Annotated in this window: 24 protein-coding genes; 8 read left to right on the top strand and 16 right to left on the bottom strand. The window is 69.6% G+C overall.

The features are described 5' to 3' along the window. Window positions 1-25 precede the first annotated feature (25 nt). From SMD20_RS25515 to SMD20_RS25535, 5 genes are read left to right on the top strand one after another with little or no spacing between them, the layout of a single operon-like run. Window positions 26-952 carry a DUF389 domain-containing protein gene (locus SMD20_RS25515; protein WP_329585477.1) on the top strand — a complete coding sequence of 309 codons (927 nt, stop codon included), beginning with the start codon at window positions 26-28 and terminating at the stop codon, window positions 950-952. Window positions 953-992: 40 nt separating this feature from the next. Beyond that, window positions 993-1,901 (top strand): ABC transporter ATP-binding protein, encoded by a 909-nt coding sequence (locus SMD20_RS25520; protein ID WP_329585480.1) that lies wholly within the window; start codon window positions 993-995, stop codon window positions 1,899-1,901. After that, window positions 1,894-2,754: an ABC transporter permease gene (locus SMD20_RS25525; protein ID WP_329585483.1), complete on the top strand. Its 861-nt coding sequence runs from the start codon at window positions 1,894-1,896 to the stop codon at window positions 2,752-2,754. The genes SMD20_RS25520 and SMD20_RS25525 overlap by 8 nt, the downstream gene beginning before the upstream one ends. Further along, complete coding sequence (locus tag SMD20_RS25530) at window positions 2,751-3,668, top strand: ABC transporter ATP-binding protein (protein WP_329585486.1); 918 nt, start codon at window positions 2,751-2,753, stop codon at window positions 3,666-3,668. Before SMD20_RS25525 ends, SMD20_RS25530 begins: the two co-directional genes overlap by 4 nt. Continuing rightward, entirely contained in the window at window positions 3,665-4,381 is a 717-nt protein-coding gene (locus tag SMD20_RS25535) for an ABC transporter permease (protein WP_329585488.1), read from the top strand. The genes SMD20_RS25530 and SMD20_RS25535 overlap by 4 nt, the downstream gene beginning before the upstream one ends. Before the next feature lie 87 nt (window positions 4,382-4,468). Here the strand turns inward: SMD20_RS25535 and glmM are convergent, their stop codons facing one another. The 3 genes from glmM to rplM are packed head-to-tail and all read right to left on the bottom strand — an operon-like array spanning window position 4,469 to window position 6,806. Continuing rightward, entirely contained in the window at window positions 4,469-5,818 is a 1,350-nt protein-coding gene (gene glmM / locus SMD20_RS25540) for a phosphoglucosamine mutase (protein WP_329585491.1), read from the bottom strand. 1 nt (window position 5,819) lies between these two features. Further along, entirely contained in the window at window positions 5,820-6,338 is a 519-nt protein-coding gene (gene rpsI / locus SMD20_RS25545; RefSeq protein ID WP_329585493.1) for a 30S ribosomal protein S9, read from the bottom strand. A 24-nt stretch (window positions 6,339-6,362) separates the two neighbouring features. Continuing rightward, on the bottom strand, window positions 6,363-6,806 hold the full coding sequence (gene rplM, locus SMD20_RS25550) for a 50S ribosomal protein L13 (RefSeq protein WP_329585496.1): 444 nt from the start codon (window positions 6,804-6,806) through the stop codon (window positions 6,363-6,365). A 373-nt stretch (window positions 6,807-7,179) separates the two neighbouring features. Between rplM and SMD20_RS25555 the strand changes: the two genes are divergently transcribed. From SMD20_RS25555 to SMD20_RS25565, 3 genes are all read left to right on the top strand, one after another. Then, entirely contained in the window at window positions 7,180-7,884 is a 705-nt protein-coding gene (locus tag SMD20_RS25555; protein WP_329585499.1) for a CAP domain-containing protein, read from the top strand. 24 nt (window positions 7,885-7,908) lie between these two features. Further along, window positions 7,909-8,928, top strand: a complete 1,020-nt coding sequence (locus tag SMD20_RS25560; RefSeq protein WP_329585501.1) for a hypothetical protein — start codon at window positions 7,909-7,911, stop codon at window positions 8,926-8,928. A 253-nt stretch (window positions 8,929-9,181) separates the two neighbouring features. Next, entirely contained in the window at window positions 9,182-12,067 is a 2,886-nt protein-coding gene (locus SMD20_RS25565; RefSeq protein WP_329585506.1) for a hypothetical protein, read from the top strand. On the opposite strand, the gene truA is transcribed toward SMD20_RS25565, so the two are convergent. From truA to secY, 13 genes are all read right to left on the bottom strand, one after another. Then, window positions 12,032-12,931, bottom strand: coding sequence for a tRNA pseudouridine(38-40) synthase TruA (gene truA / locus SMD20_RS25570; protein WP_329585509.1), 900 nt, complete (start codon window positions 12,929-12,931; stop codon window positions 12,032-12,034). The two genes, SMD20_RS25565 and truA, sit on opposite strands and share 36 nt — an antisense overlap. Before the next feature lie 78 nt (window positions 12,932-13,009). Further along, window positions 13,010-13,561, bottom strand: coding sequence for a 50S ribosomal protein L17 (gene rplQ / locus SMD20_RS25575; protein ID WP_329585511.1), 552 nt, complete (start codon window positions 13,559-13,561; stop codon window positions 13,010-13,012). A gap of 102 nt (window positions 13,562-13,663) precedes the next feature. Next, a complete protein-coding gene (locus SMD20_RS25580; protein WP_020542283.1) occupies window positions 13,664-14,680 on the bottom strand; it encodes a DNA-directed RNA polymerase subunit alpha in 1,017 nt (338 codons plus the stop codon). 97 nt (window positions 14,681-14,777) lie between these two features. Further along, complete coding sequence (gene rpsD, locus SMD20_RS25585; RefSeq protein WP_329585515.1) at window positions 14,778-15,404, bottom strand: 30S ribosomal protein S4; 627 nt, start codon at window positions 15,402-15,404, stop codon at window positions 14,778-14,780. A 23-nt stretch (window positions 15,405-15,427) separates the two neighbouring features. After that, window positions 15,428-15,832: a 30S ribosomal protein S11 gene (gene rpsK, locus SMD20_RS25590; RefSeq protein ID WP_020542285.1), complete on the bottom strand. Its 405-nt coding sequence runs from the start codon at window positions 15,830-15,832 to the stop codon at window positions 15,428-15,430. Window positions 15,833-15,877: 45 nt separating this feature from the next. Then, window positions 15,878-16,258, bottom strand: a complete 381-nt coding sequence (gene rpsM, locus SMD20_RS25595) for a 30S ribosomal protein S13 (protein ID WP_020542286.1) — start codon at window positions 16,256-16,258, stop codon at window positions 15,878-15,880. Between the two features lie 216 nt (window positions 16,259-16,474). Continuing rightward, the gene (gene rpmJ, locus SMD20_RS25600; RefSeq protein ID WP_003956441.1) at window positions 16,475-16,588 is read right to left on the bottom strand and encodes a 50S ribosomal protein L36; all 114 of its coding nucleotides are present in this window, start codon (window positions 16,586-16,588) and stop codon (window positions 16,475-16,477) included. Between the two features lie 22 nt (window positions 16,589-16,610). Beyond that, window positions 16,611-16,832: a translation initiation factor IF-1 gene (infA, locus tag SMD20_RS25605; RefSeq protein ID WP_012887858.1), complete on the bottom strand. Its 222-nt coding sequence runs from the start codon at window positions 16,830-16,832 to the stop codon at window positions 16,611-16,613. A 270-nt stretch (window positions 16,833-17,102) separates the two neighbouring features. Further along, a complete protein-coding gene (locus tag SMD20_RS25610; protein WP_329585520.1) occupies window positions 17,103-17,510 on the bottom strand; it encodes a hypothetical protein in 408 nt (135 codons plus the stop codon). A 103-nt stretch (window positions 17,511-17,613) separates the two neighbouring features. Beyond that, window positions 17,614-18,042 (bottom strand): DUF1707 SHOCT-like domain-containing protein, encoded by a 429-nt coding sequence (locus SMD20_RS25615; RefSeq protein ID WP_329585523.1) that lies wholly within the window; start codon window positions 18,040-18,042, stop codon window positions 17,614-17,616. A 14-nt stretch (window positions 18,043-18,056) separates the two neighbouring features. Then, on the bottom strand, window positions 18,057-18,869 hold the full coding sequence (gene map, locus SMD20_RS25620; RefSeq protein WP_329585526.1) for a type I methionyl aminopeptidase: 813 nt from the start codon (window positions 18,867-18,869) through the stop codon (window positions 18,057-18,059). A gap of 112 nt (window positions 18,870-18,981) precedes the next feature. Then, window positions 18,982-19,632 carry an adenylate kinase gene (locus SMD20_RS25625; RefSeq protein WP_329585529.1) on the bottom strand — a complete coding sequence of 217 codons (651 nt, stop codon included), beginning with the start codon at window positions 19,630-19,632 and terminating at the stop codon, window positions 18,982-18,984. Further along, on the bottom strand, window positions 19,632-20,939 hold the full coding sequence (secY, locus tag SMD20_RS25630) for a preprotein translocase subunit SecY (protein WP_329585530.1): 1,308 nt from the start codon (window positions 20,937-20,939) through the stop codon (window positions 19,632-19,634). Before secY ends, SMD20_RS25625 begins: the two co-directional genes overlap by 1 nt. Between the last annotated feature and the right edge of the window lie 82 nt (window positions 20,940-21,021).

Genomic DNA, 21,021 nt, shown 5'->3' on the forward strand with positions numbered 1-21,021 from the left:
CGCCGCGATCGACCACAATGGGCTCGTGCTGCATCTGCGACTGATCAGCCCGGCCGCCCGCACCGACGAGGTGACCGCGGTGCTGGAGGACTGCCCCGGGGTCACCAACATCGTCGTCCTGGCCGGCGCGGGCCGCGTCCCCAAGGGTGACGTCATCCTCTGCGACGCGGCCCGCGAGTCGGCCAACGAGGTGATCGGCCGTCTCGACTGGCTCAGGAGCGAGGGCTCGATCGCGGCCGAGCGGGTCGACCTGTCGCTGTCCGAGGTCGCCGACGAGGCGGTCGAGGAGGCGCCCGGCCATCCCGACGACGCGGTCATCTGGGAGGAGCTGGCGCAGCGGGTGTCGGCCGACTCCCGCGTGACGTGGGCGTACCTCACCTTCTTCGTCATCGCCACCATGCTGTCGGGCATCGCCGTGCTGCAGAACTCGCCGATCCTCATGGTCGGCGCGATGGTGCTCGGGCCCGAGTTCGGCGCGGTCGCCGCCATCTGCTTCGGCCTGCTCAACCGGCACTGGCACCTCATCGTCACGTCCCTGCGCACGCTGGTCGTCGGCTTCCTCGTGGCCATCGTCGTCACCTTCGCCTGCGCGCTGGCCATCCACCTGCTCGGCTGGATCGACATCGGCAATCTGCAGAGCAACGCCGAGCTGCAGTTCATCGTCAAGCCCGACCGGTGGTCGCTGATCGTGGCGCTGCTGGCGGGCGCGGCCGGGGTGCTGTCGGTCACCGCCGGCAAGTCCTCGGCCCTGGTCGGCGTGTTCATCTCGGTCACCACGGTCCCGGCGGCCGGCTACGCCGCGGTGGCCCTGGCGCTGGCCGACTGGGAGGAGGTCGCGGGCTCGGTGTCCCAGCTCGCGGTCAACATCCTCGGCATGGTCATCGCGGGCACCGTGACCCTGCAGATCCAGCGCAGATTCTGGCCTCAAGTAGGACGACGTTCATCCGTTTGACCGAGGCCACGGCGCGGGCCGCCCAGGTAGGGTCCGGCTCATGCACATCCTCGCCACCGAGGGGCTGACCAAACGTTTCCCCACCGTCACCGCGGTCGACCAGCTCACGGTCACCGTCGGCCCCGGCGTCACCGGGCTGGTGGGGGCCAACGGCGCGGGCAAGTCGACGCTGATCAAGATCCTGCTCGGCCTGCTGCCGCCCAGCAGCGGCACGGCCCGCGTACTCGACCTGGACGTCACCTCCCAGGGCGCCGGGATCCGCAGACTCGTCGGCTACATGCCCGAGCACGAATGCCTGCCCCCCGACGTCTCCGCCACCGAGCTGGTGGTCCACCTCGCCCAGATGTCCGGGCTGCCGCGTACGGCCGCCCGCGAGCGCGCCGCCGACGTGCTGCGCCACGTCGGCCTCGCCGAAGAGCGCTACCGTCCGATCGGCGGCTACTCCACCGGCATGAAGCAGCGGGTCAAGCTGGCCCAGGCGCTCGTCCACGACCCCAAGGTGGTCTTCCTGGACGAGCCCACCAACGGCCTCGACCCGCGCGGCCGCGACGAGATGCTGACGCTCGTCCGGCGCATCGGCACCGAGTTCGGCATCAGCGTGGTGGTCACCTCCCACCTGCTGGGCGAGCTCGAACGCATCTGCGACCACGTCGTGGTCATCGACGCCGGACGGCTGCTGCGCTCGTCGGCCATCGGCGAGTTCACCCAGACCACGCGGACCGTCACGGTCGAGGTCGACGAGGGCATGGACGCGCTGGCCGCCCGCCTGTCCGAGGCCGGGCACACCGTCTCGCCGCAGGGGCGGCTGCTGGTGGTGGAGGTGCTGGGGCCGGAGACGTACGACGTCGTCCGCGACGCCGCCGCCGACCTCGACCTGTGCCTGATCCGGCTGGAGCAGGGCCGCCACCGCATCGAGGACGTCTTCAGGGAGGAGGTGGCGCATGTCTGAGATCTACGACATCGGCTACCGCCACTACGACGGGCCCCGGCTCGGCCGCGCCCACTCGTTCCGCGCGCTGGCCGTGCACAGCCTGCGCGGGATCTTCGGCCTCGGCCGCCCGGCGCGCAGCAAGATCGTGCCGTTCGCGCTGTTCGCCATCATGCTGATGCCCGCCGTCGTGAGCATCGCCCTCATGGCGCTGCTCAAGGAGCGCGGCATCGCCTACAGCGCGTACGCGGTGATCATGCAGGCCGTGGTGGCGATCTTCCTGGCCTCGCAGTCGCCCACCGTGGTCGCGCCCGACCTGCGTCACCGCGTGCTCCCGCTCTACCTGTCGCGGCCGGTCTCGGTCGCCGACTACGTGGCCGCCAAGGTCGCGGCCATGACCGTGGCGGTGTTCCTGCTCGTCGCGGTGCCCCTCACCCTCATCTACGTGGGCGAGGTGGTCGTGGACCTGCCGGGCGACCCGGCCACCGGCGAGTACGCCGGCTCGATCCTCATGGCGCTGGTGCTCGCCCTGCTGCTGGCGGTGTTCGGGCTGGCGCTGGCCTCGTTCACGCCCCGGCGGGGGCTCGGCGTGGCCTCGGTGATGGTCGTCTACCTGCTGTCGTCCGCGTCCGTGCCCATCGTCTACGGCACCCTCTACTCGAACGGCAACGAGGCCGCGGCCTCCTGGGCGTGGCTGCTCAACCCGTTCTGGCTGGTCGACGCCGTACAGTCCTGGTTGTTCGGCACCCCGCCGCACTCCATCGAGGGCGCCGCCTACCCCAACGGCCCCGCCTCGCTGGCGGTCCTCGTCCTGCTGATCGCCGCCGGCCTCGGCGCGCTCGCGCTGCGCTACCGGAAGGCGGCCGCCCGATGAAGATCGAGCTCTCCCAGGTGTCCCGCTGGTACGGCAACGTCGTCGCCGTCAACGACGTGACGATGACGATCGGCCCCGGCGTCACCGGCCTGCTCGGCCCCAACGGCGCCGGCAAGTCGACGCTCCTGCACATGATGGCGGGCTTCCTGGCCCCGTCGGGCGGCACGGTCACGCTGAACGGCGACCGCGTCTGGAAGAACCACCAGATTTACCGAAATATCGGTCTGGTCCCTGAACGTGAGGGCGTCTACGGCTTCCTCACCGGCTGGCAGTTCGTCCTGTCCGCCGCCCGGCTGCACGGCCTGTCCGACCCCGAGCAGGCCGCCCGCAAGGCCCTCGCCACGGTCGAGATGGAGGAGCCGAAGGACCGGCGGGTGGAGACGTACTCGAAGGGCATGCGCCAGCGCGTCAAGGTCGCCGCCGCGCTCGTCCACGACCCGCCCGTACTGCTGCTGGACGAGCCGTTCAACGGCATGGACCCGCGCCAGCGCCTGCACCTCATGGACCTGATCCGGGCCATGGGCACCGCCGGCAAGACCATCCTGTTCAGCTCGCACATCCTGGAGGAGGTCGAGCGCGTCGCCCAGCACATCGAGGTGCTGGTCTCCGGCCGCCACGCCGCCTCCGGCGACTTCCGCGACATCCGCCGGCTCATGACCGACCGCCCCCACCTGTTCATGATCCGCTCCAGCGACGACAGGAAGCTCGCCGCCGCCCTCATCCGCGACCCCTCGGCCGGCGGCATCACGCTGCGCCCCGACGGACTGGAGGTCCAGGCGACCGAGTTCCGGCGCTTCGCCCGCCTGCTGCCCAAGCTCGCCCAGGCCGAGGGCGTCCGCCTGCACCAGGTCTCCCCCGCCGACGAGGACCTGGAGAGCGTCTTCTCCTACCTGATCAACAGGAGCACCGGATGAACACCGTTGTCGCGGCCATCACCTACCGCGCCCTGCTCGGGCGGCGGCGGATCGTGCTGCTCCTGCTGCTGCCCCTCGCCCTGATCGCGCTCGCGGTGCTGTTCAAGCTGGTCGGCCAGGGCGACCAGCGCACCACCGTCCTGCTGCTGCAGAGCTTCGCGCTCAGCACCATGCTGCCGCTGCTCGGCCTCATCACCGGCACCGGCGTCATCGCCCCCGAGATCGACGACGGCACGATCATCCACCTGATGTCCAAGCCGATCTCCCGCCCGGTCATCATCCGGACGAAGTTCGTGGTGGCCGTCTCGCTGCTCGCGCTGTTCGCGACGGTGCCGACGTACGTCGCCGGCTGGCTGCTCGTCGGGAACGAGGCCGGCATCGCGGCCGGGTTCGCCGTCGGCGCCCTGGTGGCGGGCATCGCCTACGCGGCGCTCTTCCTGCTGCTCGGCGTCGTCACCCGGCACGCGGTCACGATCGGCGTCATCTACGCCCTGGTCTGGGAGAGCCTCGTGGGCAACCTCGTCCCGGGCGCCCGCCGGTTCTCCATCCAGGCGTGGGGCCAGTCCGTCGCCGGCCAGATCACCGACTCCCCGTTCTTCCGTACGGACGTCACCCTGGGCTTCGCCGTCCCCGCCCTGATCGTCGTCACCCTCGCCGGCGTCTTCTGGGCAGGCCGCCGTCTGCGCGTCTATTCCTTGACCGGAGACGAATAACTACGGGACTCCTGGGCAGAGCGATCAGTCCAGGGGTATGAGAAGGGCCCACGGGAACGTTCCCGTGGGCCCTTCTTCTTTCGTCCCTCAGTTGCCGCAGGCCCTGCGGACCACGTCGGCGAGGCGGTTGGCCACCTGGGTGGCGTGCTCCTCCGACGCGGCCTCGACCATGACCCTGATCATCGGCTCGGTGCCGCTCGGCCGGATCAGCACCCGGCCGGTCTCCCCCAGCTCCGTCTCGGCCCCCCGCACGGCGGCCGTCAGCTCGTCGGCGCCGGCCTTGGCCTTGTCGACGTCCTTGACGTTGATGAGGATCTGCGGCAGCGGCGTCATCACCGCGGCCAGCTCCTTCAGCGGCACGCCCGTCTTCGCCATCACGCCCAGCAGGTGGAGCGAGGTGAGCAGGCCGTCGCCGGTGGTGGCGTGGTCCAGCATGATGACGTGGCCCGACTGCTCGCCACCGAGGTTGTAGCCGTCGGACTTCATGCGTTCGAGCACGTAGCGGTCGCCCACCGCGGTCTCCACCACGGAGATGCCCGCCTCGCGCATCGCCAGCTTGAAACCCAGGTTGGACATCACGGTCGCGACCACGGTGTCCTTGGCCAGCAGGCCCTCGTCGTGCATGGCGCCGGCCAGGATCGCCATGATCCGGTCGCCGTCCACGATCTCGCCCGTGTGATCGACGGCGAGGCAGCGGTCGGCGTCGCCGTCGTAGGCCACGCCCAGGTCCGCGCCGCGCGAGACGACCACCTGGCGGATCCGGTCGAGATGGGTGGAGCCGTAGCCGTCGTTGATGTTGAGACCGTCGGGGCGGGCCCCGATGGCCTCGACGCGGGCGCCGGCCCGCACCAGCGCCTCCGGAGCCACCATGTGGGCGGCGCCGTGGGCGCAGTCGACGACCACGCTGAGCCCGTCGAGCGGGTGGTTCATCGTGGTCAGCACGTGCGAGATGTAACGGTCGGCCTCACCGTAGGCGTCACGCACCCGGCCCACGCCGGAGCCGACGGGGAAGCCCCACTCCTCGCCGAGCCGCCGCTCGATCTCGTCCTCGACCGCGTCGGACAGCTTGAAGCCGCCGCGGGCCAGGAACTTGATGCCGTTGTCCGGCGCCGGGTTGTGCGAGGCCGACAACATGACGCCGAGGTCGGCGCCGAGCGCGGCCGTGAGGTGGGCGACGGCGGGCGTGGGCAGCACCCCGAGCCGCAGCACGTCCACCCCGGACGCCGCGAGGCCGGCGACCACGGCAGCCTCGAGGAACTCCCCCGAGGCGCGCGGGTCCCGGCCTACCACCGCCACCGGATGACGTCCGGTGGCGGCGAACGCGCCTGCATCGCCGAGGACGTGGGCCGCCGCCACGGACAGATCCATGGCGAGCTGAGCCGTGAGGTCGCGGCCCGCGACCCCTCGTACCCCGTCGGTGCCGAAAAGGCGCGCCAATTTAGCGCTTGCTGTACTGCGGAGCCTTGCGGGCCTTCTTGAGGCCGTACTTCTTCCGCTCCGTGGCGCGGGCGTCACGGGTGAGGAAGCCGGCCTTCTTCAGCGGCGGGCGGTTGACCTCGACGTCCAGGATCGCCAGCGCGCGGGACAGGCCCATGCGCAGCGCGCCGGCCTGGCCGGTCACGCCGCCGCCGTCGATGCGGGCGATGACGTCGAACGCCTCCTCGGCGCCGAGCACGACGAAGGGCTCGTTGACGATCTGCTGGTGGACCTTGTTCGGGAAGTAGACGTCCAGCGAACGGCCGTTGATCGTCCACTTGCCGGTGCCGGGGACGATGCGCACGCGGGCGATCGCCTCCTTGCGGCGACCGGTGCCGTACGAGTTGCCCGTGGTGACGGGCTTACGCACAGGCGCGTCGGCGCTGGCGGTGGACTCAGTGGTGTACTCGGAAGGGAAGTCCTCGCCGGAGTATTCCTCCAGCTCGGCCTCGACCGTCTCGACACCGGTGGGCTCAGCCACGGTTCTCCTCTAAATCTTTCGCTACTACTGGGCGATCTGGGTGATCTGGAACGGCACGGGCTTCTGCGCCTGGTGCGGGTGCTCGGCACCCGCGTAGACCTTCAGCTTCTTGGCCATCTTCCGGCCGAGGGAGTTCTTCGGCAGCATGCCCTTGACGGCCTTCTCGACGGCCTTGTCGGGCCGCTTCTCCATGAGCTCGCCGTACGAGACGGAACGCAGACCGCCCGGGTAGCCCGAGTGGCGGTACGCCCTCTTCTGCTCAAGCTTGTTGCCGCTCAGCGCGATCTTGTCCGCGTTGATGACGATGACGAAGTCACCGGTGTCGACGTGGTTGGCGAAGATCGGCTTGTGCTTGCCGCGGAGCAGGGTCGCGACGTGGCTGGCCAGCCGGCCCAGCACGACATCGGTCGCGTCGATGACGTACCACTGACGCTGGACGTCGGCGGGCTTCGGTGAGTACGTGCGCACGGTCGTAGCCTTCTTTATGCTCGCGTCTTCGGCGCTGTCGGATGCGACAGCCGCATTGGTCGGTCGGTGCGGGCACACGGCAGCCCGGACCTTCCGTCTCCTCGCTACGGGAGATGACGCCGGACGCGCCGCGCATTGGTCACGCAGGACCTATGCACACAACGAACGATTAGGTTACCCGCCCACCTGTCTGCAGGTCAAAAGACCGGTACCCGCGGAAGAGTCTACCCGACTCAGAACGGTTCGATTTCGTTTCCCTGGAACCCCTTCTTTCCCATGACCTTTCATCCCTATCGTTGTTTGCGGTATGTGGCAGACCTCTCACACCCGGCCATCCCAGCGGGGCGCTCGGCGCCGGAGTCATCTGGGAGTGTTGACCTGCCTCATGTTCGCCGTGCTGTTCACGGGGGTGCTGATCGGTCGATTGACGGACGATCAGGAGTCCGACCCCCGCATCTACCTCAACGGCACCGCCCCGCCCGCCGCGGCCACGGCCAACCCCGCGCCGACCGTCGAGAAGAAGGCGTACCAGCAGCTCGAAAGCATCCCGCGCGAGGTCACGACCAACCGGCTCCCGGGCGGCGCGACCCCCAAGCCCACCGCCTCGCGCACCGACAGCCAGATCCCCGGCTCCTTCGACAGCCAGGGCGACCCCACCCAGGTGCTCGGCGGCGACGAGGGCGCCGAGGTGGCGCTGATCCCCGGCCTCGCGGGCCGCGTCGTCACGCTCACGAACGCGGCCAGGGCCCGGCGGGGCTGCGGGCCGCTGCGGGTGGACGCCGGGCTGACCCGCTCGGCTCGTACGCACGCGCTGGAGATGGCCCGTACCGGCCAACTGACCCACAACTCCCCCGGCGGCGACTCCCCCTGGGACCGCATGGAACGCGCCGGATACCGCTACGGCGCCGCCGAGAACATCGGCGCCGGCTACAGCACGGCCGAGGAGGCGGTGCGCGGCTGGCTCGACAGCCCCGACCACCGCAGGAACATCCTCGACTGCGGCCTGAGGGCCATCGGCGTCGGCGTCGCCTCCGGCCCCGACGGCCCTTGGTGGACCCAGGACTTCGGAACTCAGTGAGCCACGTCGCGGTAATGTCGCCGCATGGGTTTTCCCGAGCAGCCTGAGAACGCCCAGGAGCGTGCCCCTCGCCGGTCCCGCCGCGCCCGCCCCTTCGACGACGCCGCCCCCGCGCCGCAGCCGACCTCCGGCGCCCCCGGTGCCCCCGGTGCTTTCGGCGGCCCCGGGGCTCCCGGTGGCCCTGGCGGTCCTGGTGGCCCTGGCGCTCCCGGTGGCCCCGGCGGCCCCGGTGCTCCCGGCGGCCCCGGCGCGGAGGCCACCGGCGAGCCCGCTCCTGGCGCGGCCACGCAGGTCAACAGCAGGATCGGATGGAGCCCCTACGACGAGGGGCCGCGCTCACGCGCGCCGCTGTGGTTCGCGATCGGCGGCGTGCTGGTGCTCGGCGCGCTCGGCGGCGGCATCGCCATGATGTGGAACGCGGGCGGCCCCACCAGCGCCGAGACCGCCGAGCCGCAGCGCACCTCGGCCCCGTTGCCGTCCGTGCCGCCCGGCAAGTACGGCTACGCCGAGAACCGCTCGACCGACCCCGACCCCATCTCGGTCAAGGAGGTCTTCGGCAAGAAGCGGAAGTTCACCACCTCCGGCCGCGGCTACGAGATGACGATCACCAGCAAGGACAAGAAGTGCACCGACGGCGCGCTCGGCGACAAGCTGCAGAAGGCACTCAAAGCCGCCAAGTGCACGCAATTCGTCCGCGCGAGCTTCCGCGACAAGGCGGGCACGGTGATCGGCACGGTCGGCCTGGCCAACCTCTCGACCGGCAAGAACGCCGGCAAGGTGGCCAAGGTCGGCGACGGGAGCAACTACGTGAAGCCGCTGACCGGTAAGGACAGTGTCACCAAGTTTCTAGGGTCGGGCAGCGGCGGCGCGCGCATCTGGACGCACGGCCACTACGCGGTCCTCGTCTGGTTCCAGAACAAGGACGGCAGCAAGCCCGACTCCAAGGGACAAAAGCGCATTTCACAGGCAATTGATGACATCACGAAGGCGACAGTCTTCAAGGCTCTGGACAACCGAACGCTGACCGGCAGCCCGTTGACGTAACCCGTCTTCTGCCGTCTTAACCCCCCAAACGGGATGCCCACTGCCTCTGGGAACGCCCATACCGACGTAACGATCTCGCCTCTCTCGCTAGGCTCCCCCTATGCGTGGTCAGGAACCCGGGTCTGAACACGATCGCAAGGGCACCGGCAACACTGCCCGACCTGCGACGCCGCCGCCTAGCTTCGGCCAGACCAACGGGCGAGCCCAACCGCCGGCGCCCGCCTCCCCAGCGGAGGAGCCCGGCGACGAGACCGTGTCCGTCGTCCCCCCGATCCTCGGGTCCGTACCCACCGAGCCGCCGTCGGGGGCAGGAGGCGCCGTACAGCCGTGGGAGGTGCCGGCGGACGCCGGCGCACCCTACGACTGGTACGCCGACCACGCCGACGCCGACCTCCCATCCCACACCCCCCGCCACCCGGCACCTCCCACCCCCGGCCCCACCCAGGCCGGCCCCGGCCCTGTGCAGCCCGGTTACGGCACCGCTCACCCCAGCCCTGACGCCGCCCAGCCCGGCTACGGCATCGCCCAGCCCGGCCATGGCGCCGCTCACCTCGGCTCCGACCAGCCTCATCCCGGCCTGAACCAGCCCCACCCTGGTGCCGCGCCCTCCGGCCCCGCCGCCCAGCCGCCCTCCGGCTACGGTCGCTCGGCCCACTCCGGCGCCAACCCGTACCCCGCCCCCTCCCAGGCCGCCGACGCTCCCCAGCACCCGCCGACGGTGCCGTACCCGGCCCAGCACCCCAGCCACGGGCCGCAAACCGGGCCTTACGCGGGACAGCAGGTCGGCGACCCTGGAGCCGTCCATCCGCAACCCACAAGCGGGCCGCACACCACCCACCAGCCCGCGACGGAGCAGGCCCTCGGTGCGCAGACCGCATACCCGCACGTCAGCGGCCCACAGCCCATTCCTCCCCACGCCACTTCTCCGGGTGGCGCTGGACCGCACGCCGCTTCCACCCACGCTGCTTCCCCGCACACCACTTTTCCGGGTGGCGCGGAGCCGCACGCCCCTTCCCAGTACGGCGGCTCTCCGGATGCCGCTTCTCCCCAGCCTCCCGTGCCGCACCCCGGGCAGCCGTCCGCCGACACCCCGTGGGTCGGGCCGCTCCAGGCGGACCTCCAGGGCGTGATCGGCCGCCACCCCGCTGAGAGCGCATCCTGGCCGTCCGCCACCCCGGCGTCCGACGGCCGTCCCGCCCCGCAGCAGCCGGCCGCGCAGGACCCGCCGTCCTGGCCCGTGAACCCCGTCGTACCGGGTGCGCCCCCGTGGGAGCCGCCTCCCGCCTTCACCGCCGCAGCGGCGGGCATGCCCGTATGGCCGGCCCCGCCCTCGGACCCGCACGCCATGCCCCCGTGGCCCGCCGCCACCGGCGAGCTGGTGGCCGAGCCGGACGAGCCTCAGCCCACCGCCTTCGACGCAAATGCCACCGACCCGGAGGGCACCGTTCGCCCGCCCCGCCATCCCGCCGCCCCCACCCCGGACCAGCCCCAGCCCGGCCACCCGCAGGGGCCGAGCCACGGACAGAGCTCAGGCCACGCACACGGACAGAGCGGCCCACAGGGTCCGAGTCACCCACAAGGGCTCAGCGACCCGCAAGGGCCGAGCGGCCCGCACCCCGTCCAGCGGCCCGCCGGCCTCTCGCAGCCCGCCACCGGGCTCACCGCCTTCCCCACCACCGGCCCGGGCATCTCCACCCCCGGCCCAGGCACCCCGCCCGCGAGCCAGAACGCCTCCACACCCGGACACCCCGCCTCACCCGGTGACACCCCCTGGCAGGAGGGCGCGCCAACCGACCCGGACGCCACCCGTCCCGGCGCTGTCCCCGTTCCTCCGGAGAGTCCTCACCGGCACCCCTCCGACGACGCCCAGCAGGGCGCAATGCCGGACGCCCCTCGGCGGCACAGCGGCGGCCACACGATCCCCCTCTCCGCCCCCGTGGCCGAGGCCGTGGAGGACACCCGCCCCGCCGCCACCCCCGAGCAGCAGCAAGCCGCAGACACGACCCCGCCGCCCCAGCCCCCCACGCCTGCCCACGGCACCACACCGCCCGAGGACACCGGCGAGTCACAGGAGGACGCCGGCAACCCTCACGGCGACCAGCCCCCCGCCACCCCCTTCGACCCGAACGCCCCCACCCCGGTCCGCCCCGCGGAGCCCGGTGACGTCCCGGTCTGGCCGCCGCTCCCCCCGGGCGCGACGGCCCCGCAGAGGATCCCCGACCTCCCCTTCTCCCGCGACACCTGGGGCCAGCGCCAGTCCACCAGCCTGGACCTGCCGACCCCGCCCCACGGCCTGGCGGTCACCACGGCGGGCAAGGGCACAGCGGGCGGCGGCCCGGCGTTCCCGCCCGGGGCGTTCAAGCAGGCCCCATTCCAGATCCCGCCCCCACCCCCGCCCCCGTCAGGCGGCGGAAAGCGGGCGCTGCTGGTCACCCTGGGCGCCCTCGCCCTGGTCGGCGTCGCCACCGGCGGCTTCTTCGCCTATCAGGCGGTGAGCGACCCCGCCCCCACCACGGCCGCCGCCCGCACCGGCCCCCCGTCCGGCCCGGTCGGACAGGGCCAGGGGCAGCCCCAGCAGACGGCCGTCACCAGCGAGGGCCCCGGCGCGTCCGTGCTCGACTCGGAGCAGAGCGACCCGCAGAAGTTGTCGCTGTCGGAGGCGTTCCCGAAGAAGAAGGTGGGCGCGGCGGGCACCACGTTCAAACGAGTCAAGGCCGGCATGGAGACGACCTGCGACAAGGCCGCCACAGGCGCCTTCGCCGAGGCACTGAAGGCGCAGAGCTGCACCCGTGTCCTCCGCGCCACCTACGTGGACAGCAAGAAGCGTTACGCGGTCACCACGGGCATCGCGGTCCTGCCGACCAAGGAGGCCGCCACCGCCGTCGACCAGACGAAGGACCTGGGGAAGAACGTCTGGTTCCGCCCGCTGCCCGGCCCCAAGGGCTCGGGCGGCGATCGGGTGCAGATCGCCGGCGGGTACGCGGCCGGCCTCGTCTGGGGCCGCTACATCGTCTTCAGCTACGCCACGTACGCCGACGGCCGCACCCCGACCGACAAGGAGAAGACACTGCCGGAGGTCAGCGGCGCCTTCCGCGACGAGACCTCACTCGTCCTGGAGCGCCGCCTCACCGGCGGCTGAGGCCGCGTCACCGGGGACCGGCAGGGTCCGCACCCGCCGCGTGGCCGCCGCCCGCGCGGCGAGCTCGGCGTCCGGCGGGTAGCCCACCTCCTCCAGGCACAGCCCGTGGGCGGGCGCGACGTGCACGCCCGAGTCGCGTACGGCCCGGACCAGCACCTGTCCGGGCCACTCCACCGGCCGCCGCCCGTCGCCGGCCGCCAGCAGCGACCCGACCAGCGCCCGCACCATCGAGTGGCAGAAGGCGTCGGCCACGACGGTGGCCACCAGCACGCCGCCGGGCTCGCGTGCCCAGTCGAGCCGCCGCAGCTCCCGGATGGTCGTGGCCCCTTCGCGCTTCTTGCAGAAGGCCGCGAAGTCGTGCTCGCCGAGCAGCCGGGCCGCGGCCTCGTTGAGCGCGTCGAGGTCGAGGGGGCGGTTGTGCCAGACGATCTCGTGCCGCCGCAGCGGGTCCACGCCGCCCGCCGTGTCGCACACCCGGTACGCGTACCGCCGGAACGTCGCCGAGAACCGGGCGTCAAAGCCCTCAGGAGCCACGCTGACGCGATGAACCCGTACATCGAGGGGCAGAACCCCACCCAGCCGCCGGACGAGCGCAGCGAGCCGCTCCGCGACGCCGAGCGGCCCTCGGTTGCCGTCCAGCTCGGCGAGGGCGTCGTCCGGCACGTCCAGATGGGCGACCTGGCCGCGGGCGTGCACCCCGGCGTCCGTCCGCCCGGCCACGGTCAGCGTCGCGGGCTCGCCGAGGCGCAGGATCCGGCCGAGCGCCTGTTCGAGCTCGCCCTGGACCGTACGCCGGCCGGGCTGCCGGGCCCAGCCGGAGAACTCGCTCCCGTCGTACGCGAGGTCGAGGCGGAGCCGTACCACGATGAACCCTCCCCTGAAAGAGCAAAGGGCCCGGCCCCCCTTGGAGGGGTCCGGGCCCGATACGTCCTGCCTGAAAGATCAGGCTTCGTCCTTCTTCTCCGCGTCCTTCTTCTCCGCGTCGCCCGCCTGAGCCTCCGGAGCCTCGGCGGCCTCGGCCTTGGGCTCCTCGGCGGCGTCGGCCTCAGCGGCCTCGGCCTTCGGGGCCTCCTCGGTCGCCGGAGCGGCGGCCGGGGCGGCGGGAGCCTCGGTGCGGCGCGTCGTGACGCCGTTCAGCGGCTCGGTCACCAGCTCGATGATCGCCATGGGGGCGTTGTCGCCCTTACGGGGACCGATCTTGGTGATCCGGGTGTAGCCACCGGGACGCTCGGCGAACGTCGTCGCGATCTCGGTGAAAAGGTGGTGAACGACGCCCTTGTCCCTGACGACGGTCAGGACCTGGCGACGGTTGTGGATGTCGCCCTTCTTCGCCTTGGTGATCAGGCGCTCCGCGACCGGACGCAGGCGCTTGGCCTTCGCGACCGTCGTACGGATCTTGCCGTGCCGGAACAGGTCCGTCGCCAGGTTGGCCAGGATCAGCCGCTCGTGCGCCGGGCTGCCGCCAAGACGGGCACCCTTGGTGGGCTTGGGCATGGGATTCTCTCCTCGGAGTCAACCCGCCCCGGCCGTGCCAGGTACCGGAGTCGGGCCGCCAGGCCCCCTGTTCGCCAGGGGGCCCGCGCTATCAGTGTGTGATCAGTACTGCTCGGTCTCGACGTACGCGCTGTCGTCGTCGTCGTAGCCGCCGCCGGCCACCGCGCTCGGGTCGAACCCGGGCGGGGAGTCCTTGAGCGACAGCGACATCTCGTGCAGCTTCTGCTTGACCTCTTCGATCGACTTGGCGCCGAAGTTCCTTATGTCGAGCAGGTCCTGCTCGCTCCGCGCGACGAGCTCGCCCACGGTGTGGATGCCCTCGCGCTTGAGGCAGTTGTACGAGCGGACGGTGAGGTTGAGCTCCTCGATCGGCAGCGCCAGGTCGGCCGCCAGGGCGGCGTCGGTGGGCGACGGGCCGATGTCGATGCCCTCGGCCTCGACGTTGAGCTCACGGGCCAGGCCGAAGAGCTCGACGAGGGTCTTGCCGGCGGAGGCCACCGCGTCGCGGGGCTTCATGGCGGGCTTGGTCTCGACGTCGAGGATGAGCCGGTCGAAGTCGGTCCGCTGCTCGACTCGGGTGGCCTCGACCTTGTAGGTGACCTTGAGCACCGGGGAGTAGATCGAGTCGATCGGGATGCGACCGATCTCCTGGCCCGGCTGCTTGTTCTGGGCGGCGGAGACGTAGCCGCGGCCGCGCTCGACGGTCAGCTCCATCTCCAGCTTGGCCTTGCCGTTGAGCGTGGCGATGCGCAGCTCGGGGTTGTGCACCTCGACACCGGCCGGAGGCGCGATGTCGGCGGCGGTGACCTCACCCGGGCCCTGCTTGCGCAGGTACATCACGACCGGCTCGTCGTGCTCGGAGGAGACGACCAGTTCCTTGAGGTTGAGGATGATGTCGGTGACGTCTTCCTTGACCCCGGGAACGGTCGAGAACTCGTGCAGCACGCCCTCGATGCGGATGCTCGTCACGGCCGCGCCCGGAATGGACGACAGCAGCGTGCGGCGCAGCGAGTTGCCGATGGTGTAACCGAAGCCCGGCTCCAGCGGCTCGATCACGAACCGGGACCGGGTGTCGTCGAGCGACTCTTCCAGGAGAGTCGGGCGCTGAGCGATCAGCATGTGCGGGTTCTCCCCTTTTTCGTGTGGCGCCCGCTATATGACACCACTCCGATGAAAAGCGTAGCCGAGGTACGGCGAACCGCACCTCGGCCGAGGCTCACTTCGAGTAGTACTCGACGATGAGCTGCTCCTGGACCTGGGTGTCGATCTGCTGCCGGACGGGCAGCTGGTGCACCAGGACGCGGAGCTTGTCCGGCACGACGCCCAGCCAGGCCGGGATCGTGCGGTCGCCGGCCGTGGCCCGCGCGACCTCGTACGGCAGGAGGTTGCGCTTGTTCTCGCGGACCTCGATGATGTCGTGCTCGCGGACCAGGTAGGACGGGATGTCCACCTTCTTGCCGTTCACCAGGATGTGCCCGTGACGGACCTGCTGGCGGGCGGCGTCGCGCGACTGGGCGAAACCGGCGCGGTAGACCACGTTGTCGAGGCGGCTCTCCAGGATCTGGAGCAGCACCTCACCGGTCTTGCCGGTCTTGCGGGAGGCTTCCTCGTAGTAGTTGTGGAACTGCTTCTCGAGGACGCCGTAGATGCGGCGGGTCTTCTGCTTCTCGCGAAGCTGAAGCTGGTACTCGGACTCCTTGGGACGTCCGCGGCCGTGCTCACCCGGCGGGTAAGGACGGATCTCGATGGGGCACTTGGCGGATTCGCACTTGCTGCCCTTGAGGAAGAGCTTGGTCTTCTCGCGGCGGCAGAGCTTGCAGTCCGCGCCCGTGTAACGAGCCATGTGTCTCTATCTCCTGCGCTATCTCAGACGCGGCGGCGCTTGGGCGGCCGGCAACCGTTGTGCGGAACCGGGGTGACGTCCTGGATCGAGCCCACTTCGAGGCCGGTGGCCTGCAGCGAGCGGATCGCGGTCTCACGGCCGGAGCCGGGACCCTTGACGAAGACGTCGACCTTGCGCATGCCGTGCTCCATGGCGCGGCGGGCGGCGTTCTCGGCGGCCATCTGGGCGGCGAACGGGGTGGACTTACGGGAGCCCTTGAAACCCACGTGGCCGGCGCTGGCCCAGGAGATCACGTTCCCGTTGGGGTCGGTGATCGAGACGATCGTGTTGTTGAACGTGCTCTTGATGTGGGCGTGCCCGTGAGCGACGTTCTTCTTCTCCTTGCGGCGCACCTTCTTCGGCGCGCCCTGACGGCTCTTAGGAGGCATTGTTTGCCGTTACTCCTGAGGTCTTCGGTCCAGCGGCTGCGAGGACTACTTCTTACCGGGCTTCTTCTTGCCGGCGACGGTCTTCTTCTTGCCCTTGCGGGTGCGCGCGTTGGTCTGCGTGCGCTGACCGTGCACGGGCAGGCCCTTGCGGTGCCGGATGCCCTGGTAGCAACCGATCTCGATCTTGCGACGGATGTCGGCCTGGACCTCGCGGCGCAGGTCACCCTCGATCTTGAAGTTCGCCTCGATGTAGTCACGCATCGGGACGAGCTCGGTGTCGCTGAGCTGGTGGACACGAAGGTCCCCGCTGACACCGGTAGCCTCGAGGATCTCCTGGGCGCGGGTGCGGCCGATCCCGTAGATGTAGGTGAGAGCGATCTCCAGCCGCTTGTCGCGGGGGAGGTCGACGCCAACCAGGCGAGCCATGGTCGGGCATTCTCCTTTTCTGTGGCGGAGGTCTTGCGCCGCACTACCCCTCCCCATGCCCGGGGTGAGGGCCCCGGCCTCCGACCGGGGGTCTCCTGAGTGGTTCGACCGAAAGGCCGCCTGCTCAGGCGTGAAACGCGCTAACTGACTTGCGGCTTCTCATGCGTCGAGCCCGCTCCCGCGATCGGGGCGGACTCGGAGAAGCCTTGCGGCGACTTAGCCCTGGCGCTGCTTGTGGCGCAGGTTGTCGCAGATCACCATGACGCGACCGTGCCGGCGGATCACCTTGCACTTGTCGCAGATCTTCTTGACGCTCGGCTTTACCTTCATTGTCCTTCGTTCCTCAGACGTCTTACTTGTATCGGTAGACGATCCGCCCACGACTGAGGTCGTAGGGGCTCAGTTCAACGACTACCCGGTCGTCCGGCAGGATCCGGATGTAGTGCATCCGCATCCGTCCGCTGATGTGGGCCAGGACCTTATGGCCGTTGTCGAGCTGCACCCGGAACATGGCGTTCGGGAGCGACTCGACCACAGTGCCCTCGATCTCGATGGCGCCGTCTTTCTTGGCCAAAGAATTCCTCGCGTTTCACTGATCGGTCGTCTGAGGCTCCGGTTCACTACGCAGCCGCGACCTTCACGCTTCGGAGAGAGCGGCGATCAGCGAGGACCGCCGACGCGTGACAAGTCATAGTGAGCCGACTAAGGAGTGTACGACACCTGAGCCAAAACGCGAAACGCGTGCCAGGTGTCCTGACACAACCATGTAAGAGTGTACCCCACCCGCACAGCCCGAAAGGCCCGCCAGGGGAGAGAGCCCGGCGGACCTTTCCGAAAGGGACGATCAGTAGATGCGGTGCGCAGGCCCGCAGTACTTCGTGGGGCCGCCCCAGCAGGTGTAGGTGTACAGCTTCTTGATGCCCGGCTGCGACCAGGTCTCCTGGTACGAGCCGTTCCAGCCGCGGTAGAAGGAGTGCCAGTTGCCGCCCGAGTAGTACTTGAACCAGACGTAGCCCTTCTTCGGCGTCGACTCCTTGCCGTACCAGTGGGTGTACACCCGGCTGCCGGACTTCCAGGTCTTGCCGTAGGTGTAGGCCTTGTGGTTGCTGGAGTAGTACTTGCCCCAGCTCTTCACCGAGCTCGCCGTGGAAGCGGTCGTCCGGGTGGCGGCCTGGGCGGCGGGGGCGGCGAGGGTGAGGCCGGTGACGGCGAGCGAGCCGGCGAGGGCGGCGGCCGCGAACATCTTGCGCATCTGGGTTCCTCCGGTGAGTGGTGGTGCCGACACCGCTCACGTTAGGAATCCGGACTTATCCGTACTGCGGATGAATGCACACAGTGCACTAGTGCACAGACCCCTACTGCTGCTGCTTGGGCTGGTTGTTCCCGAAGATGGTGCTGATCAGCAGGATCACGCCCCACGGGCCCATGACCCACAACGGCCAGGGATGGACGTCACCGTCCGAGTTCATGCTCACCAATAACCAGATCACCCAGTTGACGCTGCTGGCCATGGCCCACGCGCCCCACGCCGCCTTCATGCCCGCGTGCGTGTCGCGCTTCTTCTCGATCTCCTTGGAGACCTTGGGGCGGTGGCGGAGGTCGACGTCCGGGAGGTCGGCGGTCAGCCTGGCCAGCTCACCGTAGGTCTTGGACTTGTAGAGCTGTTCGAGCCGCTCGTTGAACTCGTCCATGGTGATGCGGCCCTGGGCCGTGTGCTCACGGAGGACGGCGGCGACCCGGTCGCGGTCGCCGTCCGAGGCTCGCATCTCAGGGCTGTTCGCCATCCCACACTCCCGGTTCAGTTCTGCGAGTGTCCTCCGAGGCGCGATTCGCCCCCGTCCAGGGCAGTAAGCACCCAAGGACCATTATGTGTCACGGCGACGCTGTGCTCGAAGTGCGCGGACGACTTGCCGTCCACGGTCACCACGGTCCACTCGTCGGACAGCACCCGGGTGCGCTCGGTGCCCAGGTTGACCATGGGCTCGATGGCCAGGCACATGCCCTCCTCCAGCACCGGGCCGCGTCCGGGCCGGCCGTGGTTGGCGATCCACGGGTCCATGTGCATCTCGGTGCCGATGCCGTGGCCGCCGTACTCGGGCGGGATGCCGAAGCGGCCCTGCGACTTGACGTACTTCTCGATCTCGAAGCCGATGTCGGACAGGTGCCGGCCGGGCCGCAGCGCCGCGATGCCGCGCCACATGGCCTCCTCGGTCACCCGCATCAGCTCGGTCAGCTTCGGATCCACCTCGCCGACCGGGACCGTCACGGCCGAGTCGCCGTGCCAGCCGTCCAGGATGGCGCCGCAGTCGATGGAGATGACGTCGCCCTCGCGCAGCTTGCGGGCGTCGGTGGGGATGCCGTGGACCACCTCGTCGTTGACCGAGGCGCAGATCGTCGCGGGGAAGCCCTGGTAGCCCTTGAACGACGGGATCGCGCCCTCGTCCCTGATCGCCTTCTCGGCGATGGAGTCGAGGTCGAGCGGCGTCATCCCCGGCTCGACCGAGCGCCTCAGCAGGTCCAGCGTGCGCCCGACGACCAGTCCGGCCGCGCGCATCTTCTCCAGCTGCTCCGGCGACTTGATCTGGATGCCGTGCCGGTTCCTCTTGAACATGTTCTGCCCCCCATGGGTCTCAACGGGCCACGCTGGGGGCCCAATTCCCCCACAATAGCCGCGAGGTGGCACGGAAACCCGTGCCACCTCCGCCTTGTCGATGCCGCCGCAGCTAGCCCGTGTAAGGGCTGATCGCCTCCATGGCCCGCCCGGTGACCTCCTCCACGGGGCCGGTCGCGTCGACCCCCACGAGGATGCCCTCCTCCGCGTAGTAGGAGACCAGCGGCGCGGTCTGCTCCTGGTAGACCTCCAGCCGGTGCCGGACGGTCTCCTCTTTGTCGTCGTCCCGCTGGAACAGCACGCCCCCGCACGCGTCGCACCTGTCGTCCTTCTTGTCGTCGAAGTCGACATGCCAGATGCGGCCGCACTGGCTGCAGGTGCGCCGGCCGGCCAGCCGCCGGACCACCTCGTCGTCGTCCACGACCAGCTCCAGGACCAGGTCGAGCGCCTGGCCCCAGTCCTTGAGCATGTCGCGCAGGATCTCCGCCTGCGCGACGTTCCTCGGGAACCCGTCGAGCAGGAAGCCGTCCTGCGCGTCGGGCTCGGACAGGCGGTCGCGGACCATGGCGATGGTGACCTCGTCGGGCACCAGGTCGCCACGGTCCATGTAGGTCTTGGCCAGCTTGCCGAGGTCCGTGCCGCCGGAGACGTTGGCACGGAAGATGTCACCTGTCGAGATCTTCGGGATGGACAGGTTCGATGCGATGTACTGGGCCTGAGTCCCCTTACCCGCTCCGGGAGGCCCCACCAGGACGAGACGCACTACCGCAGGAAGCCTTCGTAGTTACGCTGCTGCAGCTGGCTCTCGATCTGCTTAACCGTGTCCAGGCCCACGCCTACCATGATCAGGATACTCGTCCCTCCGAACGGGAAGTTCTGGCTCGCACCGGACACCGCGAGAGCGACGATCGGGACCATGGAGATGAGACCCAGATAGAGCGACCCCGGAGCCGTCAGGCGGGTGAGCACGAAGTTGAGGTACTCAGCCGTCGGGCGACCGGGGCGGATGCCCGGAATGAACCCACCGTACTTCTTCATGTTGTCGGCGACTTCAGCGGGGTTGAACGTAATCGACACGTAGAAGTACGTGAAGAAGATGATCAGCAGGAAGAACGTGGCCATGTAGATCGGCGTGTCGCCGGTGGCGAGGTTCGTCGAGATCCACCTGATGACCGCGTTGTCGCTCGTCTGGAAGAGCGAGGTCACCAGCTGCGGCAGGTAGAGCAGCGAGGACGCGAAGATCACCGGGATGATGCCGGCCTGGTTGACCTTCAGCGGGATGTAGGTGGAGGTGCCGCCGTACATCCGCCGGCCGACCATGCGCTTGGCGTACTGGACCGGGATGCGGCGCTGCGCCTGCTCGACGAAGACGACCGCGGCGATCATGAAGACGCCGACCACCATGACCACCGTGAAGGTGAAGGGGTTGGCCTTGAAGATGTTGACCAGCTCGGACGGGAAGACCGCCACGACCTGGGTGAAGATCAGGATCGACATGCCGTTGCCGACGCCGCGGTCGGTGATCAGCTCACCCAGCCACATGATGACCGAGGTGCCCGCCGTCATGATGATGACCATCGTGACGATGCTGAAGATGTCGTCAGGGTCGAGCAGCACGCTCTGCTGGCAGTTCGGGAAGAGCTGACCCGTGCGGGCGAGGGCGATGAAGGCCGTCGACTGCAGGACCGCGAGGCCGATGGTCAGGTAACGCGTGTACTGCGTGATCTTGGTCTGACCGGCCTGGCCTTCCTTCTTCAGCGCCTCGAGTCGTGGAATGACCACGACGAGCAGCTGGAGAATGATGCTCGCGGTGATGTACGGCATGATGCCGAGCGCGAACACTGAAAGTTTCAGGAGGGCGCCACCGCTGAACAGCTGCACCATCCCGTAGATGTTGCCGGTTTCCTGATCAGCGCGCGCCTGGTTGAAACAGGCGGCCAGATTCTGTACGTGAACTCCCGGAGTCGGAAGAACCGAGCCGAGACGGAAAAGCGCGATGATGCCCAGCGTGAAGAGCAACTTCTTGCGCAGGTCCGGCGTCCGGAACGCCCGGGTAAACGCGGTCAGCACGGTCCCTCCTGCGCGCCTATGAGGCGAATTGAGTATGCGATGGTGCGGGGATCTGCCATCTGAGTCTCATTGTCAGAACGAG

This window comes from Nonomuraea sp. LP-02 (assembly GCF_036289125.1).
GTDB classification, from domain to species: Bacteria; Actinomycetota; Actinomycetes; order Streptosporangiales; family Streptosporangiaceae; genus Nonomuraea; species Nonomuraea bangladeshensis.